Raw genomic sequence first — 16,407 nt, forward strand, 5'->3', positions numbered from 1 at the left:
CATGAAGCGGGTCACCCACCACGATCGCGATACGGCGTACCGCGTCTCGGACCGCGGCGGCGACGGACCGACGACGTGCTTCGTCCACGGGAGCGGCGGGAGCAAGGACGTCTGGAAGGCTCAAAACAGGTTGAGCGACCGGTTCCCGGTCGTCGCGCTCGATCTCTCGGGACACGGCGACAGCGACGACGTACCGACGGCGGCGGGGCCGGAGACGCTCGACGCGTACGCGGACGACGTCGTCGCGGTCGCAGCGGAGACCGAGGCGACCGTGCTCTGTGGCAACTCGCTCGGCGGCGCGGTGGCGCTGTGGGTCGCGCTCGAACGAGACCTCTCGCTCGACGGCCTCGTACTGGCGGGTACGGGCGCGAAACTCGCGGTCACCGAGCCGCTTCTCGACGCGCTGGCGACCGACTTCGACCGCGCGGTCGAGTTCCTGCACGAGGCCGACCGGCTCTTCCACGACCCGCCCTCGGAGTACCTCGAACTGTCGCGCGCGGGTATGCACGGCTGCGGCCGCGCGGTCACCGAGCGCGACTTCCGGACGTGTCACGCCTTCGACGTTCGCGATCGGCTCGACGAGATCGGCGTTCCCTCGCTCGCCGTCGTGGGCGAATACGACTCGCTCACGCCCCCGCAGTACCACGAGTACTTCGCGGACCGAATCGCCGACTGTGAGCGCGCGACTGTCGAGGACGCTGCGCACCTCGCGATGCTCGAACGACCGGCGGCGTTCAACGCCGCGATCGCGGACTTTCTCGGACGAACTTCGGCGCCGTAATCCGAACTGAAACGACCGTCGCTTTCCGTCTCCGTTTTCGAGCGGTATCCTTTTGCCGCGGTGGAGTACACCCACCTGCAATGACTCGCGAGGACGGCTTCGGCGACGCAAACGAGTCGGGCTCCGCCGACACGCCCCGGTTCGACGGTGGCGGCTCGGATCCCTCCGCCGGTTCGACGGGAGCCGGATCAGCGGCGGAGGGGATCGACCCGGCTCACGGTCCCGAAAACCCCGATATCAACGACCTCTTGCGGAAGCTGGATGCGCTCCAAGAGACGGTGGACGAGCCACACGAGCGGGAGAAGGTCCAGCAGACGATCTCGCTCGTCGAGCGAATGCCCGGTAGCTCGGCGTTCACGACCCGGATCACCAAATTCACGTCTCGGGACATGGCGGAGGCGTTCGTCGGGGCCGTGCTGTTCTCGCTCCCGCTGCTCGTGGAGGGCGGCGTCTTCGAGATCGCCGCGTGGTTCGTGGAGGCGACCTTTGCCGGGGTTCCCGTTTTTCTCCTTCTGCACGTCGCGTTCGTGCTGACGATGACCGCTGGCCTCCTCTACTACGCCGACTTCCGTGAAATCGAGGTGACGCACCCGATTCTCGGGGTTATCCCTCGGCGGTACGCCGGTATCCTCACCGTCTCGCTGGTCACCGCCGCGTTCATGCTGCTGCTCTGGGGTCGCCTCCACGAGGAGGACCCGACCGCCCTCGAACAGGTGGGGCGGGTGGCCGTCGTCTGGGCCGCGGCCGCGTTCGGCGCGGGGGTGGGGGACATCCTCCCGGGCGAGTCACAGGGAGACGATCTCGGGGAGTTCGACCTCGGTTGGGACGACTGATCGGCGGGGAGAACGCCCCCCCGTTTCCACACCTTTTTCGCCGCGGCGACCGTACCAGTACGTATGTCAGCGCTACGTGACGCGCTCCGGGACCTCCCGGACGCGGTGTTCGCGGACCTGCTCGAATCCGACGACGGGTACGTACTCGTCGTCGACCTCCCCGGCGCGAACCCGGAGACGACCGAGGTACTCGCCGAAGACGGCCGGATCGTCATCGAGGGGCGCCGCGAGAAGGCCGTTCCCGAGGGCTTCCGCTACGTCAGCGAGGACCGACCCCTGTTCCTCGACGCCGAGCTGCCGCTCCCTTCCGACGCCGACGGCAGCGGTGCGGACGCCGAGATGGACCGCGGCGTCCTCGAAGTCACGATTCCGAAGCGCACCGGAGACGTCTCCCGAACCATCCCGATCGACGAGGCCGAGGGCGCCGGCACCGACGAAAGCGTCACGACCGATGAGAACGTCGAGACCGATAGCGAGGAGCACGCCGAGGACGACTCCTAACGGGTGGTGACGCTGGTCAACCTTCGCGCCTACTGGCGGTTCGTCGTGGTCATGCGGCAGTTCTCTCCGCTGATCGTCGCCTACTGGCGGGACCGGAAGCGGTTCCTGCTGTTCGGCGGAAGCCGCGAGGTCGACGAGGAGACCCAGCGCGAGCGCGCCGCGATCCTCCTCGACATCCTCCTCACGCTCGGACCGACGTTCATCAAGCTCGGCCAGCTCCTCTCGACGCGCCCCGATATCCTCCCGCCCGCGTATATCGAGGTGCTCGAAGGGCTCCAAGACGACGTTCCGCCCGCCCCGTGGGAGGAATCGCGGATCGTCCTCGAAGACGAGCTCGGCCCCGTCGACGAGACGTTCGACGACTTCGACCGAGAGCCGATAAGCGGCGCCAGCCTCGGGCAGGTGTACACCGCCCAATATCAGGGCGAGCCCGTCGCCGTGAAGGTTCGCCGTCCGCGGATCGAGTCGCTCGTCGAGGCCGACCTCCGGACGATCCGCTGGTCCATTCCGCTCGTCAGGCGATTCATCGGCAGCGGGCGGGCGTTCTCGCTGGAGAACCTCGCGGACGAGTTCGCGGAGACGATCCGAGAGGAGATGGACTACGACCGCGAGCGGGAGATGCTCGAAGAGATCCGCGTCAACTTCGCCGACAACGACCGAATTCGGATCCCGACCGCCTACGAGTCGGTGTCCGGCCCGCGAGTCCTGACGATGGAGTACGTACCCGGAATAAAGATCAACCGCCTCGACGAGCTCGACGACGCCGGATTCGACCGGACGGAAATCGCCGGGACGCTCCAGCGGGTGTACCTCCAGATGATCATCGATGACGGCGTGTTTCACGCCGACCCGCACCCGGGGAACCTCGCCGTCGACGACGACGGCGCCGTGATCTTCTACGACTTCGGGATGGCCGGTCGCGTGGACCCGTTCATCCAAGAGAAGATCGTCGACTTCTACGTCGCCGTCGCCCGGCAGGACATCGACGCCATCCTCGACACCCTGATCGCGATGGGGACGCTCTCGCCGGAGGCCGACCGGGAGGTGATGGGCAACGTGATGGAGCTCGCCATCGCCGACGCCAGCGGCGAGGACATCGAACAGTACCAGGTGAACCAGATCATCGAGCAGGTGGAGTCGACCATCTACGAGTTCCCGCTCCGGCTCCCGCCCAACCTCGCGCTCGTGTTGCGTGTCGCAACCGTCGTCGAGGGGGTTTGCGTTACGCTCGATCCCGAGTTCGACTTCATCTCGACGGCCACGGAGTACCTCCGCGAGGAGGGCTACTACGAGCAGACTGCCCGCGATCTCGCCGAAGACGCCGGACGACAGGTCCAGCGCACCACCGAGGCGCTGTTCACCGTCCCGCCGAAGGCGGACGACTTCCTCGACCGGGCGAACCGCGGGAACCTCCACGTCGACGTCACGATCGAGGACGACACGCACGTGCTCGACAAGCTCGCCATGCGGATCGCGTACTCCGTGCTGCTCGCGGTCGGCGTGCTCTCGGCGACGATACTCTACTCGTTCGCGAACGAGTGGCGACTCGCGGCGGTCGTGCTGCTTCTCGCCGCGCCGCTCGCTATCGCGCTCTACCGCTCGTTCCGGAAGAAACGCGGGCTCCGGACGACTCCGCAGTTCACCAGACAGGGAATGAAGAAGCGTCGCGAGGACTGACGTTCACCCGCGACAGACCCACACGTCTTCGATCGCCTCGATCTCGTACCCTCGTTCGGTGAGCCACTCGCGGAGCGGGTCGCGGTGATCGGCCGTGTCGTCGTCGCCCCCGCTGTGTACCTCGACGACCAACAGCGGGCGGTACGTTTCGATCGTGTGTTCCGCTCCGCGGAGCACCGCGCCCTCGCGTCCCTCGACATCGATCTTGACCGCGTCCGGGGGCGGAACGGCGTCGTCGCGTTCGTCTCCGGCGTCAGTGCCGACGACGAGGTCGTCGAGACGCCCGATCGGCACCGCCTCGACGCTGGCGATCCCGGCCCCCCACCGGGTCGCGCGGTCGCGGTCGAAGGCGGACAGCTTCGAGAACGTCGACCGGTAAAACGAGAGGGTCGCGTCCATGTCGCCCAGCCCGGCGCGGCGAAGGTCGATCGCGCCGGTCGCGTCATCAGCGCCGTCGTCGCGCTGTCCACTGTCTCGATCGCTCACCCGCAGCCCGCTCCGCCGCGCGTTGCGGGCGAGCCGATCGGCGCTCTCGCCGTTCGGCTCGAAGGCGATCACGTCTCGGTCGGTTCCGCGCGCCAGCGGGATCGCGTGCTCGCCGACGTGCGCGCCGACGTCGACGACGGTGGCGTCGGTCGGAAGCGCGGCGAGGGCGGCCAGTCCCGGATCGCCTCCGTGCGGGTTGGTCGGCTCGTAGCTCCAGTACGTCCCGGCGACGCTCCGCTTCGGCGTGGCGACGCCGAGCGCGTACGTCAGGTCGACGAGTCGGTACAGCAGGCGGAATCCGGTCCGTTCGAGTCGTGCTCGTACTGGGTTCATCCGCTTAGGGGGTCACGACTTCGATGGGAACGAGGAGGAAACACAGCGCGCCCACGGCGAACGTGCCGATTCCGACCGCGATCCGGGGCCATCCCAGTCGTTGTTCGTCCGCCGGGTTCGCCGGGCCGTTGAAGGCGATCACGAGCGAGAACACGCCCCAGAACGCCCACAGCACCACCGAATCGTTGAGGCTGAGCCCGCGCCAGAAGTAGAGGTAGGCGGCGAGCGAGAACAGCGCGCCGGGGACGAGCGCCGCCACGGTCTCCTGTCGGGGGCCGAGCATCGCCCGCACCATGTGTCCGCCGTCCAACTGGCCGACCGGGAGGAGGTTGAGCAGCGTGAAAAACATCCCGAGCCACCCGCCGATGACGACCGGGTGCGCGGTGAGCGTCGGGTCCTCGTACCCGGTCGGCTGGCCGATGAGGTCCGCGATGATCCCCAGAAGCGGCGGGTTGTTGAACCGGATCACCGTGCCGGACGAGCTCGCCACGTCGGCCGGAATCTGTACCGGGCCGAGGGAGAGCCCGATCACGGTCACGACGACGGTCGCGGCCAGCCCCGCGATGGGGCCCGCGACGCCGATGTCGAACAGGGCCTTCCGCGAGGGCATTCGGCCGCGCATTCGGATCACGGCTCCGAGCGTCCCGAACGGGAACACGAAGGGAATCACGTACGGGAGCGAGACGTTCACGCCGTGGTACCGTCCCATCGCGTAGTGCCCCAGCTCGTGAACCATCAAGACCCCGAGGACGGCGGCGGTGAACGGCCACGCCTGCAGCATCGTCAGCGGGTTCGCGCGGATCTCCGCGAAGGGAATGTAGTACCACCCGTAGGCACCGACGAACAGCGTCGAGAGCACCGTCGCGAGGAACATCGCGACGTTGACCCACGGGATTCCGTCTCGACCGTGACCGAACGGGGTCGCGATGACGACGTGTCGCCCCCCAACGGCTTCGAGGTCGACGTCGTAGCCAGCCTCGCGGAACGGTGGGGCCAACTTCCGCAGCAGCGTCCGCTCCGGGATGTAGGACTCGCCGACGTACCGCACGCGACCGTCCTCAGTATCCACATCGTCGACCCGGAAAAACGTCTGGAGCGGTTCGGGGCGCGGCACGTCGGTCGACTCCGACGCCGCCGCGTCCTCGTCTCGTGGCATCGTCGGACGTAGCTGGTCGGCGAGTATAAACCCCGCGTCGCTCGGTGGGTCGCGGCGAGGAGCCGTCAGAGCGAGCGGGCGGTCACGTCAGCGGGGGACGGACCGAAGCTGGTCCGGCGCACCGGCGGTCTCGCCGGAGGACTCGAATGACGTCATCGAAGGGACATCCGGGACGTCATCGAAGGGACATCCGGGTGGTGTCGGCGGAGGGCCGTACCTGTGCGGGAACGCGCGTGAGCGCGTGGTTCGTCGGTGAATCGGTCGCCGGTGGAACGGGCTGAGCGCCGTTGACGCCGATCGTCAGCGGTGCCTCAGGCGGGTTCGATACGCCACGTCGTCGCGCCCGTGTACGACCACTTCTCGACGGTGAGCTCCGTGGCGGAGTCGCGGAGCTTCACCATCAGGGCGCCGATCTCCTTCGGCGAGAGGTCGACGTCCTCGGCGATGAACTTCCCCTTGAAGTACATCTCGCCGTCCTCGGCGCGGTCGAGCAGGTACCGCTTCAGCCGCTCTTCCTTGCTGAGGTCGTCGGTCGGGTTCGCGTTCGTGGAGGGATTTGCAGTCGCGCTCATGGTACACTCCCCGCTTGTCGCCGGGGGATGTTATAAAGGACAGACCGTTGGACGGTGTTCAGGGGCTTTCAGGGCGTTTCAGAAATCGTTCGCTCCTAAAACGTGTCTGACGAACCCTTCATAACGGTTTCAAAACCGTTTAGATATTTTATCGGCGTTTTAGAAGAGCTTATATCGATCTGTACTGACGTCGGCCGACCGGCTCGAACGCGCTCGGTTTTCAGGGCTTAACCAGCAACAGCTGCCTCTACATTCTGTTTCGGATCCGTGCCCGCGCGCTCCGTGCTAGATTCGGACCCAGTTGCTCCGACAGAATACGGCGTCGAACGTTCGGCTCACTCCCGCCGGTGCACCCAGAACTCCTCGGCCTCCGTGGCCTCTTTTTTGAATATCGGTACCTCGTCTTTCAAACGGTCGATTCCGTCCTCCACGGTCCGGAACGCCTCTCGGCGATGGCCGGCGAGGACGACGACGAACACGATGTCTTCGCCCGCCTCGATCACGCCGGTCCGGTGGTGCATCCGGACGTCGAACACGCCGTCTCGCGCCGCGAGTTCGTCGCTTATCGCCTCCATGCGTTCCGCAGCGACCCCCTCGTACGTCTCGAACGCGAGGTGGGTCGTTCGGTCGTCGTCCGACGCGTCCCGCGCACGAACCCGGCCGGTGAACGTGGCGATCGCTCCCGACCGGTCAGCGTCCGCCGAGGCCTCGACTCGCCGGACGAGCGTCTCCCGCGTGATCCACGGCTCCGCGTCGTCGAGCGCGGAGACGAGCGTATCGAGGTCTACCTCGCTCGCCGACGCGGCGGACACGAGGGGAGATCCGGGGACGGCGTCGGGGTCGTCGCCCCCGAGGACCACCGTCGGCACGCGCAGCCGCGAGCGGCCGACCGCGACGAGGTAGTCGTGATCGGGAGCGAGCCCGTCGAGGAGGTCGTCGAGTCCGCCGACGGTTCCGCGTCCCGTCCACTCGCCGTCTGCATTGAGGGCGATTTCGGTGGTGACGACGGCGGGGGTCTCCGCCGCCGCGTCCCCCGTCGCGACACCGCCGTCGCCGAGCGCCGAGTCCGATCCGCGCTCGCAGTCGACGACCGCGACCCGCCCGTCGAGCCGGGCCGCGAGGGCGGCTGCGAGATCGGCGGCGCCCGGACCCACGATCGATATCGGTTGCATACCCGAGGGCGGGGTGCAAGCGGCTTAGGCGTTTCCCGCTGTGGCCGTCGGCTGCCTCCGACCGACAGGGGTGTCGGCAGCGTCCGGGCGTTGGCGGCGCCCAGGTATCGACTAGCGCCCGGCCGCCGCCGTCCGGGCTTGATAATCCTTAAGACCGCGACAGCGATATTTGACGGTAATGAGAGTCGTCGTTTCTATCGGCGGGAGCGTGCTCGCGCCCGATCTCGACCCCGACCGGGTGGCCGCCTATGCCGGTGCAGTCGAGCAACTGGCCGTTGACGGCTGTGAGGTCGGCGTCGTCGTCGGCGGCGGCGGCGTCGCGCGCGAGTACATCGAGACGGCGCGCGAGCTCGGGGCGAACGAGGTCGAACTGGACCAGCTCGGGATCGGTACGACGCGGCTCAACGCTCGGCTGCTGATCGCCGCGCTCGAAGACCGCGCGAACGTCTCGCCGGCGACGGGGTACGACGAGGCCGCAGAGGCCCTCCGCCGCGGCGAGGTGTCGATCATGGGCGGCGTCACCCCCGGACAGACGACGGACGCGGTCGCGGCCGCCTTCGCCGAGTCGGTCGACGCGGATCTGCTCGTGTACGCGACGAGCGCCGACGGCGTGTACGACGCCGATCCCAACGTCGACCCCGACGCGACCCAGTTCGCCGAGCTGTCGCCCGCGAAGCTCGTCGATATCGTGCTCCCGATGAGCCGGAACGCGGGCGCCTCGGCCCCCGTCGACCTGCTCGCGGCCAAGCTGATCGACCGCGCCGGGATCCGGACGGTCGTCCTCGACGGCACCGACCCGAGCGCCGTCGTCGACGCCGTCCTGCGGGGCGAACACACCGGAACCGACGTGGTCCCCACGGGAGCCGACGAGCCGAGCTACTGGGCGGGGTCGACGGAATGACCGAAGACGGGGCGGAGACTGGAGCGGGCAGTGCCTCGGACGATCCCGGGCCGGACGACGACCCGCACATCCTCTCGACGCGGGCCCGCAAGGGCGGATCTGACGGCGCTCCCGGCGCGGCGGGCGGCGAGTTCCGCGCGTTCTGGGCCGACGCTGTCGCGGACGCGATCGAGGCGCGCGACCCCGAGGAGCCGATCGTGATCAAGGGCGGCGTCTCACCGTCGGGGGTCGCGCACCTCGGCAACTTCAACGAGATCATGCGCGGTTACTTCGTCGCCGAGGTGCTCCGCGACCGCGGCCACGAGGTGCGACAGGTGTTCACGTCCGACGACAAGGACCCGCTCCGCAAGCTCCCCCGGAAGCTCGCGAACGCCGACGGCGAGATCGTCGGTCTCGGCGAAGTCGACGCCGGTGCGCTCGGCCGGAACCTCGGGAAGCCCTACACGTCGATTCCGGACCCGTTCGGCGAGCGCGAGTCGTACGCCGCCCACTTCGCGGCACTGTTGAAGGCCGACGCCGATCGGCTGTCGATCCCGGTCGAGATGGTGTCGAACACCGATCTGTACGCGGACGGCTCGTTCGACGACGTGACCCGGACGGTACTGTCGGACCTCGACCGCGTCCGCGAGGTGCTCTCGCAGTATCAGGACAAGGTCGACGACGCGTACGTTCCGTTCAATCCCGTGTGTGCGGAGTGCGGGAAGATCACGGAGACGGTTACGGCGGTCGACCTCGACGCCGAGACCGTCGAGTACACCTGTTCCGACATGACGGTCGGCGACGAGACGATCGCGGGGTGCGGCCACGAGGGAACGGCGACGTTCCGCGAGGGGAAGCTCCCGTGGCGGCTGGAGTGGCCCGGGCAGTGGGGCGTCCTCGGCGTCGACTTCGAGCCGTTCGGTAAGGACCACGCGGAGGGCTCGTGGCCCTCCGGCGTCGACGTCGCCCGCAACGTGTTCGGGATAGAACCCCCGGTGCCGATGGTGTACGAGTGGTTCACGCTCAACGGGGAGCCGCTCTCGTCGTCCGCGGGCAACATCGTCACCGTCGCCGAGCTGCTCGAACTGCTCGAACCCGCGGTGCTCCGGTACTTCTTCGCGCTCCACCCGAAGAAGGCTCGCGACCTCGACATCGAGCGGCTCGATCAGCTCGTCGACCGCTTCGACCGCTTCGAGCGCGCGTACTTCGGCGACGTCGACGACGAGGACCTGACGGCCTTCGCGAAGCGCGCCTACCCGTTCGTCGTCGGGCGCGCCGCCGACCTGCCCGAGGAGAAGCCGGTCCGGCTCCCGTACACGTTCGCGGCCGTCCTCGGGATGGTCGACGATCCCGCGTTCCGCGAGCGGCTCGCCCGCGACGAGGGACACATCCCCGCGGACGCCCCGGACGCGGTCGTCGACGAGGCGCTCGCGCGCGTCGAGAAGGCGCGAAACTGGGCCGAGCGGACGGCAAACGAGTACGACTATCGACTCCAGACGGAGCTGCCGGAGACGGACTTCGACGCCGACGTCGCGGCCGCGCTCGACGACTTGGCGGACTTCGTCGCCGCCGGACACGACGGCGAGGCGATCCAGGCGGAGATGTACGAGACGGCGCGCGCTCACGACGTCGAAGTCGGCGACTTCTTCGCCGCCGGCTATCGGCTCTTCTTCGACGACACGCAGGGGCCTCGGCTCGGCGAGTTCCTCGGCGAACTGGAGCGGGAGTACGTCGTGGCACGGCTCCGACGGGAGGCGTAGATGACGGAGGACCGCTCGCTCGACGATTTCGCGGCGGCGAACGACGATCCGGCGCCGGATGACACCGAGGACACCGAAGACACCGACGACGACTCTCCGACTGACGCCCTCGCGACTGGCGGTTCTGAAACAGACGGAGTCGAACCCGCGGTCTCGACGGCAACGTGGACCACGGGCGGCGCGGACTGCGACCGCTGCGGCGACCGCGTCGAACGCCTGTGGCGCGACGACGGGGCAGTCGTCTGTATCGACTGCAAGGACTGGTAACCGCGGCGACCGCGACGGCGGTCACATTTAATACACATCGGTCGAGTCGTCCGTTATACGTCGCGCATAGTGACCGTCCGTTATGAAACGATGAAACTGTATCCGGCCGCCCTCTTCGACCGATCGCCCCGGGCCCTCGCGGTCGGTACCCTCTGTCTCGGCGGGGCGTTGGTCCTGCTCGTGGACCTCGCGATCCTGCTGGCCGTAGACGGTCTCGGCGCGTGGGGCCTCTACCGGATCGCCGACGGGATGGCCGTCGTCGCCGTCTCGTCGCTCGTCGTCTACGGATCCACAACTCACCACCGTCGCCGCGCCGAGACGGCTCGCCGCGAGCTCGAAACGTCGAATCAGCAGCTACAGGTGTTGAGCCGCGTGTTCCGTCACAACGTTCGCAACGACCTCAACGTCATCCAGGGATACACCGATCTCTTGTTGGACCGCATCGACGACGACCGCAGCCGAGAGTGCCTGGAAACGATTCGACAGACCACGGACGACGTCGTCGCGATAAGCGAGAAACTGCGCGTCATCGAAGACGCGTCGCCCGACCCCCCAGCGGGCCGGACCGACCTCGTCGAGACGGTGCGAGAGGCCGCGGATACCGTCGACGACTCGACGGTCACACTTACCATAGACGGACCCTCGGAGGCGTGGATCCGCGCCGACCGCTCGGTCGAGTATCCGATCCGCGAGGTGTTCGAGAACGCGGTCACGCATCACGACGGCGCGAACTGCGAGGTCGACGCGCGGATCGACACGAACGGCAGGACGACCCGCCTCGAAGTCAGCGACAACGGACCCGGTATCCCAGCCGACGAACGGGCGGTGTTACGCGCCGAAGAGGAGACGCCGCTGTCGCACGCGAGCAGCATCGGCCTGTGGCTCGTCAAGTGGATGTGCGAGACGCAGGGCGGGACGGTCGGGTTTGAGACGACGGACGACGGGACGACCGTTCGACTTCGGTTCGAATCGGCCGACACCGCTGATCCGTCGCGGAACGGGCTCTAGCGAAAGAGTGGACGACGCGACCGCGAGGCGTCAGTCCAACTCGGTGATCGTCACCGCGTACACGGCGCCGCAGTTCCCGCACTCGACGTGGACGCCGCGGCTGGTCTGCCCGCGAGTGAACTCGGAGATCTCCTCCGCACACGAGCACTCGAACTGCACTCTCATTGTCAGACGTACGACGTTCTGATATTTAAAAGAATCCGTCGCAGAATCGCCATTGAGAACGCGAGCAGCGCGAGTCGCGCCGCCACCGCGCGCCGATTCGACGGTCGGGACAGCCTGAGTAGTTCAGTCGCCGTCGACGATCACTTCGACCGGGCCGTCGTCCGCGGCCTCGTCCTCGACCTCGTTCCCCGCGACTCCGGCCGACTGCTGCTGTTGGTAGTAGAGCCCACCGGCGACGACGAGGACGACCCACGACCGCCAGTTGGCGAGGTTGAGCGTGTAGCCGATACCGAACGGCTTCTCCACGAGCATCCCCTTGCCGGGCTGCCAGTACGACGAGAGCAGTCGACCGAGGCTCGGGCGCTCGAAGTTGTACGGGATCCCGAGGATCTCTCCCGATGACGATTTCTCTGCCATATCCGTACGTTGGTGGCTGGGGATATAAATCGTGGCGCAACCGCCGAGCGCTGTTCCCGTGCGACCGCGGCCCGCCCCGCGAGTGAGACGACCGGTCGTCGCCTACTGATATCGGCCTCGCCCCTCGACCTCTCGGAGCCGATCGAGGACGCGCGCTTCGCCGGTCGCCGCGTATCCCGCCTCGAACGCCCGGATAAGCGGACCCGGTTCGGTCGCGGTCGCCTCGACTGACCCCTCGAACACGTGGAGGTCCATCGCGTGGTCCTCGACGTGACCGGTGTGGTACGCGAGTCCGAAGTCGATGAGGGTCGTCGGGTCGGTAGCGCCCGCCGTCCTCGCCGCATCGCTCTCGCGCTCCCCGACGCGGACGTTCCGCGTCGTCGGATCGCCGTGGACCATTCCGGCGTCGTGGAGACGCGCGAGCTGTCGACCGACGGACTCCGTCCACGCCGCGTCGAGGTCGTCTGCGAGGTCGCGTTCGCCCGCGTACTGGAGCGTCAGCGTCGCGTTCGGTACGTCGACGTCGAACACCAGGGGCGTCGACACGCCCGCGCGACGCGCCTCGCTCGTCAGCCGCGCCTCCGCGACGGTGCGGTCTCGCCTGAGCGTCCGGTCCAGTTCCGGATGCCGGTACGTCTTCGGAACGCGACGCTTGATCACTCGACGATCGTCGCCCGCCGCTTCGCCGCTCACGATCTCGACGGTCGCCTCTGCGCCGCGTAGTGCGACGCCGCCCTCGGCGGGTTCGACGCTCCCGTCTCTCAGCCCCCGCGCGACGGACGCGTCTCCGTCGCGCCACGTCACGGGCACCTGATCCGGGCGGAAGTTCGGATCGATCGCCGAGTCCGGGATCGCGACGGTGTCGCCCGCCCGAGCCATCTCGGCACCGAGCACGGCGATCATCCCCGCGTTGTCCCGGAGAAACCGCGGCTCGGGCGCGTAGAAGTCGGCGTCGCGGGCCGCACACATCGTCGACAGCATCTCGCGGAGCCGGTCGTTCTGCGCGACGCCCCCGCCCAAGACGAGCTCGTCGGCCCCGGTGAGCGAGAGGGCACGTTCCGAGACCTCCGTCAGCATCGCGAACACGTGTTCCTGTAGGGCGAAGCAGATCTCCTCGACGGGGACGTCGTCGTCGGCGGCGTCGTTGGCGGCGGAGCTGATCCCCGAAAAGGAGAAGTCCATCCCCTTGACGACGTAGGGAAGATCGAGGAGGGCGTTCGGGTCGGCGTCGGCGGCCGCCGCCTCCACCTTCGGTCCACCGGGGTGATTCCACCCGATGTGGCGCGTGAACTTGTCGATCGCGTTGCCGACGCCCGCGTCCATCGTCTCGCCGAGCACGCGGTAGCGTCCGTCGTGGTAGCCGAGCAGGTGCGCGTTCGCACCGGACGCGTTCAGACACACCGGGTTCTCGAAGCCCGACCGGTGACGCCCGATCTCGAGGTGTGCAACCATGTGGTTGACCCCGACGAGCGGCACGTCGAGCGCGCCCGCGAGCGAGCGCGCGGCGGTTCCGACGGTCCGGAGACACGGACCGAGCCCCGGTCCGCGCGAGAAGGCGACGGCGTCGATCGCGTCCGTGCCGTACTCGTCCTCCGCCGCAGTCAGCACCGTGTCGATAACCGTCGGGATCGCCTCGGACATGTGTTCGGCGGCCTCGCGCGGATGAATGCCGCCGCTATCCGGCTCGTACGGGTCCGATTCGATACAAACGGTGTCGGCCTCGGCGTCGTACAGCGCGGCGCTCGCACACCACGCGGTCCCTTCGATGCCGAGAACGCGCATTCGGCGGGCGTTAGGCTTCTTCGGCGTCTACGTCGCCCTCGCCGCCGATCTTGTTGCGTTCGAGCATGTATTCCTGCTCGACGTCGAGCGCGTCTTCGGCCGTGTCGTACACCTTCGCGTAGCCGACCGTCTTGCGCATGCCGAACTTCGTGTCGAGCTCGTGGACGACGACCTCCTCGGAGGCCTTGTCCAACTTGGCCGCCAGCGAGTCGCGGACCGAGAGACGGGAGGGCGTCGCCTCCTCGTGGGTCGTCTCGAAACGGATGTCCGTGCGGTGCAACATCGGGTTCTCCTCTTCGGAGATGATATCGACGTCCATGGTTCAGTTAGGCGTATATCCCCCCGAAAGCTGTAAAAGGATTTCGAAGCGGGGGTCACGCCGCGTGCGGGACGCCCTTGCGTCACGGTCCCGCGACACAGTCCCGCAACACAGCGCGGCGTCGCCGGCGGGAACACGACTTTGTTCGTCCGACACCAACCTCCGATCGAATGTCCAACGGCAGCGAGCCGGTCGTCGATCTCGCGTCGAACTCGCGGTACGAGCTGATGCGGTCGAAACACGTCACGGTACCGCTGTCCGTCCCGCGGAAGCTCCGGTGGTGCGGCTACATTGCGCTGCTCGCGGCGCTTATCGGTCCCGTCGTCGCAACGCTTCCGACCGCCGTGCGAGCGGACCACTTCGCCGGGAACCCGACCACGACACCGCTCGGGGCGGCCGCGGTCGTCCTCATCGGCGTCGTCGCCGTGGCGATCGCCGCCGCCGGACTCACGGCCGTCGCCGTGTCCGTCGAGCGTACCCCCGATCCCCCCGAATCGCGGCTGTGGCTCCTGATCGGTGCCGAAGACGCGTTTTCCGGAATCGGCTTTATCACCGGCGCGCTCGGCGTCCTCTCCGGCGGCATCATCCTCGCGAGCGGCCACTGGGGCCCAGACGCGGTCGATCGACTGATCGCGTCCGGTATCGATCCGTACCTCGTCTTCGACGCCGTGCCCGCCACGCCGCGTCTCACCGCGATCGGCGCGCTCCTCGTCGGTATCGGTTCGATCGCGTCGAGCGTCGTCGTCGAGCGTCGGCGCGAGTGATCCGCTGTCGTCGTCGCGTCGGTCAACGAATATCTCCGTAGCGGTCGGCGAAATCGCTGCGGCGGTCGGAGAACAGGCCCGACGAAGTCGGAGAACAGGCCCGACGAACAGTCGCCGAGCGCGACGAATGCGCTAGCTATCGTCGTCCGCAGGGGTTCCGAGCAGTTCGTACGCCCCGTCGACGTCGCCGTCGAGCGCCTCGAACAGTTCCCTCGCCTCGGCGCGCGACTCGGGCGTGACCGCGACCCGGACCATCCCCTCGCCGGGCTGACCGTAGACGACGGTCGCGCCGTCGGGCGCGGCGACGATGGCGGGGAGCGCGGCCAGGTCCTCCTCGCCGTCGACCACGATCATGACCGGCTCGCTCGCGGAGAGCGCCGACCCGATCGCACGCAGGAGATCGGCCGACAGAGACGCCGGAGGGCTCTCGACCGCGATCCGGCGGACGTCCGCCGTCGCGAGGGCGGACTCGATCTCCGAGCGAACGGCCTCCCGCTCCGTCTTTCCGTCGATGAGAGCCACGTCAGGGACGCGGCCCGCTTCCCGGAGGTGGTACGTGACCACGTCGCCGACGGCGACGACGGGTGCGTCTCGCGCTGCACGGCTCCCGCGGGTCTCGGCCGCCGCCGCGAGTAGTTCCTCGGTGTCGGTCGTCACGGGACCGAGCGGCTCTTTAAACGCGTCACGGAGCGAGTCGGGAAGGGTGAGCATTAGTGTGTATCGAACTGCACGAGCGGTGATTCGGCGTCGCTATCGGACCTTCAGCGCGTACGATCCGGCCTTCGTGACGTTCATCTCCTCGGCTATCTGGCTCTCCTCGGGCTTCGTGATGATGACGTACCCCGCCCAGTCCTCCGTAAGCGACGACGACCCGCAGTGCTCGCACGTCTGTGAGTCGGGGTCGTTGACGTGGTGGCACTCCCGACACGCGAGGCGGTCCTCGGCCATCAGTCGGCCTCCTCACCGGTCTGCTCGCGGTGAAGCCGTTGGCCCTCCAGCCACTCGTGTTTCCCGAGACCGGGCTGTTTCGCCGTGAGTCCGATCTTCGAGTCCCGCGGGTTGCGCTCGTCGATGCTCTTCGTCACGACCCGGACGCGGACGGCGTCGTCGACGCCGAGCGTCTTGTCCGAATCGGAGGAGGCGAGCTGCTGGTTCGCGCTGTCGAACGTGAGGTATTCGTCGGTGATCTGCGAGACGTGGAGCAGGCCGTCGACCGGGCCGATCCCGACGAAGGCGCCGAACTCGACCGTCTCGACGACGGTGCCGTCGGCCACTTCCTGCATGTCGGGGTCGTAGGTCAGCGCGTCGAACTCCGCCTCGTAGTAGACGCCGGGGCGGTTGTGCAACACCGCGCCGTCGCCGATCTCGTGGACTTCGATGACGCTCACGACGCTGCCGACGTCCTCGTCCATTCGTCCTTCCAGTTTGTCCTGCAGCAGGGCTTTCACCCGCTTGTCGGTGACGTCCGCCAGGTGTTTCGGCGGTACCTCGACCGTATCCTTGAGTCGAACTCGTTTGTACATGTTCTTGATTG

General features: G+C 67.8%; 20 protein-coding genes. 9 read left to right on the top strand and 11 right to left on the bottom strand.

What is annotated here, in order from left to right; all coding sequences use genetic code 11:
• Position 1 precedes the first annotated feature (1 nt).
• From ACNSN4_RS10460 to ACNSN4_RS10475, 4 genes are all read left to right on the top strand, one after another.
• Entirely contained in the window at positions 2-781 is a 780-nt protein-coding gene (locus ACNSN4_RS10460) for an alpha/beta fold hydrolase (protein WP_418285756.1), read from the top strand.
• An 80-nt stretch (positions 782-861) separates the two neighbouring features.
• Positions 862-1,614, top strand: a complete 753-nt coding sequence (locus ACNSN4_RS10465; RefSeq protein ID WP_418285757.1) for a DUF2391 family protein — start codon at positions 862-864, stop codon at positions 1,612-1,614.
• Between the two features lie 63 nt (positions 1,615-1,677).
• Positions 1,678-2,115: an Hsp20/alpha crystallin family protein gene (locus ACNSN4_RS10470; protein ID WP_418285758.1), complete on the top strand. Its 438-nt coding sequence runs from the start codon at positions 1,678-1,680 to the stop codon at positions 2,113-2,115.
• A 3-nt stretch (positions 2,116-2,118) separates the two neighbouring features.
• Positions 2,119-3,792, top strand: a complete 1,674-nt coding sequence (locus ACNSN4_RS10475) for an ABC1 kinase family protein (RefSeq protein ID WP_418285759.1) — start codon at positions 2,119-2,121, stop codon at positions 3,790-3,792.
• A gap of 3 nt (positions 3,793-3,795) precedes the next feature.
• On the opposite strand, the gene ACNSN4_RS10480 is transcribed toward ACNSN4_RS10475, so the two are convergent.
• From ACNSN4_RS10480 to ACNSN4_RS10495, 4 genes are all read right to left on the bottom strand, one after another.
• The gene (locus ACNSN4_RS10480) at positions 3,796-4,611 is read right to left on the bottom strand and encodes an FkbM family methyltransferase (protein WP_418285760.1); all 816 of its coding nucleotides are present in this window, start codon (positions 4,609-4,611) and stop codon (positions 3,796-3,798) included.
• A gap of 4 nt (positions 4,612-4,615) precedes the next feature.
• A complete protein-coding gene (locus ACNSN4_RS10485) occupies positions 4,616-5,767 on the bottom strand; it encodes a site-2 protease family protein (RefSeq protein ID WP_418285761.1) in 1,152 nt (383 codons plus the stop codon).
• Between the two features lie 311 nt (positions 5,768-6,078).
• On the bottom strand, positions 6,079-6,339 hold the full coding sequence (locus ACNSN4_RS10490; protein ID WP_418285762.1) for a DUF7123 family protein: 261 nt from the start codon (positions 6,337-6,339) through the stop codon (positions 6,079-6,081).
• 335 nt (positions 6,340-6,674) lie between these two features.
• The gene (locus ACNSN4_RS10495; protein ID WP_418285763.1) at positions 6,675-7,511 is read right to left on the bottom strand and encodes a molybdopterin synthase; all 837 of its coding nucleotides are present in this window, start codon (positions 7,509-7,511) and stop codon (positions 6,675-6,677) included.
• 178 nt (positions 7,512-7,689) lie between these two features.
• On the opposite strand from ACNSN4_RS10495, the gene pyrH reads away from it, so the two are divergent.
• The 4 genes from pyrH to ACNSN4_RS10515 all read left to right on the top strand — a co-directional run bounded on the left by pyrH (position 7,690) and on the right by ACNSN4_RS10515 (position 11,426).
• The gene (pyrH, locus tag ACNSN4_RS10500) at positions 7,690-8,412 is read left to right on the top strand and encodes a UMP kinase (RefSeq protein ID WP_418285764.1); all 723 of its coding nucleotides are present in this window, start codon (positions 7,690-7,692) and stop codon (positions 8,410-8,412) included.
• The gene (gene lysS, locus ACNSN4_RS10505) at positions 8,409-10,151 is read left to right on the top strand and encodes a lysine--tRNA ligase (RefSeq protein ID WP_418285765.1); all 1,743 of its coding nucleotides are present in this window, start codon (positions 8,409-8,411) and stop codon (positions 10,149-10,151) included. The genes pyrH and lysS overlap by 4 nt, the downstream gene beginning before the upstream one ends.
• On the top strand, positions 10,152-10,418 hold the full coding sequence (locus ACNSN4_RS10510; RefSeq protein ID WP_418285766.1) for a DUF7573 domain-containing protein: 267 nt from the start codon (positions 10,152-10,154) through the stop codon (positions 10,416-10,418).
• A 90-nt stretch (positions 10,419-10,508) separates the two neighbouring features.
• Positions 10,509-11,426, top strand: a complete 918-nt coding sequence (locus tag ACNSN4_RS10515) for a sensor histidine kinase (RefSeq protein ID WP_418285767.1) — start codon at positions 10,509-10,511, stop codon at positions 11,424-11,426.
• A gap of 30 nt (positions 11,427-11,456) precedes the next feature.
• Here ACNSN4_RS10515 and ACNSN4_RS10520 read toward each other — a convergent pair whose 3' ends face one another.
• The 4 genes from ACNSN4_RS10520 to ACNSN4_RS10535 form a co-directional block, all read right to left on the bottom strand.
• Positions 11,457-11,591 (bottom strand): hypothetical protein, encoded by a 135-nt coding sequence (locus tag ACNSN4_RS10520; protein WP_418285768.1) that lies wholly within the window; start codon positions 11,589-11,591, stop codon positions 11,457-11,459.
• 123 nt (positions 11,592-11,714) lie between these two features.
• Entirely contained in the window at positions 11,715-12,008 is a 294-nt protein-coding gene (locus ACNSN4_RS10525; protein ID WP_418285769.1) for a DUF5808 domain-containing protein, read from the bottom strand.
• A 102-nt stretch (positions 12,009-12,110) separates the two neighbouring features.
• On the bottom strand, positions 12,111-13,790 hold the full coding sequence (locus ACNSN4_RS10530; protein ID WP_418285770.1) for a bifunctional N(6)-L-threonylcarbamoyladenine synthase/serine/threonine protein kinase: 1,680 nt from the start codon (positions 13,788-13,790) through the stop codon (positions 12,111-12,113).
• Between the two features lie 10 nt (positions 13,791-13,800).
• The gene (locus tag ACNSN4_RS10535) at positions 13,801-14,109 is read right to left on the bottom strand and encodes a 30S ribosomal protein S24e (protein ID WP_418285771.1); all 309 of its coding nucleotides are present in this window, start codon (positions 14,107-14,109) and stop codon (positions 13,801-13,803) included.
• Positions 14,110-14,279: 170 nt separating this feature from the next.
• Here ACNSN4_RS10535 and ACNSN4_RS10540 point away from each other — a divergent pair, with 170 nt between their 5' ends.
• Positions 14,280-14,873: a hypothetical protein gene (locus ACNSN4_RS10540; RefSeq protein WP_418285772.1), complete on the top strand. Its 594-nt coding sequence runs from the start codon at positions 14,280-14,282 to the stop codon at positions 14,871-14,873.
• A gap of 132 nt (positions 14,874-15,005) precedes the next feature.
• Here the strand turns inward: ACNSN4_RS10540 and ACNSN4_RS10545 are convergent, their stop codons facing one another.
• Genes ACNSN4_RS10545 through ACNSN4_RS10555 form a run of 3 tightly spaced genes read right to left on the bottom strand, consistent with a single transcriptional unit; the run spans position 15,006 to position 16,396 of the window.
• Positions 15,006-15,584: a GTP-dependent dephospho-CoA kinase family protein gene (locus tag ACNSN4_RS10545; protein WP_418285773.1), complete on the bottom strand. Its 579-nt coding sequence runs from the start codon at positions 15,582-15,584 to the stop codon at positions 15,006-15,008.
• Between the two features lie 39 nt (positions 15,585-15,623).
• Positions 15,624-15,821, bottom strand: a complete 198-nt coding sequence (gene spt4, locus ACNSN4_RS10550; RefSeq protein ID WP_008001262.1) for a transcription elongation factor subunit Spt4 — start codon at positions 15,819-15,821, stop codon at positions 15,624-15,626.
• Positions 15,821-16,396, bottom strand: a complete 576-nt coding sequence (locus tag ACNSN4_RS10555; protein WP_418285774.1) for a DNA-directed RNA polymerase — start codon at positions 16,394-16,396, stop codon at positions 15,821-15,823. Before ACNSN4_RS10555 ends, spt4 begins: the two co-directional genes overlap by 1 nt.
• Positions 16,397-16,407 lie beyond the last annotated feature (11 nt).

Source organism: Halorubrum marinum (assembly GCF_048381195.1).
Taxonomy (GTDB): Archaea; Halobacteriota; Halobacteria; order Halobacteriales; family Haloferacaceae; genus Halorubrum.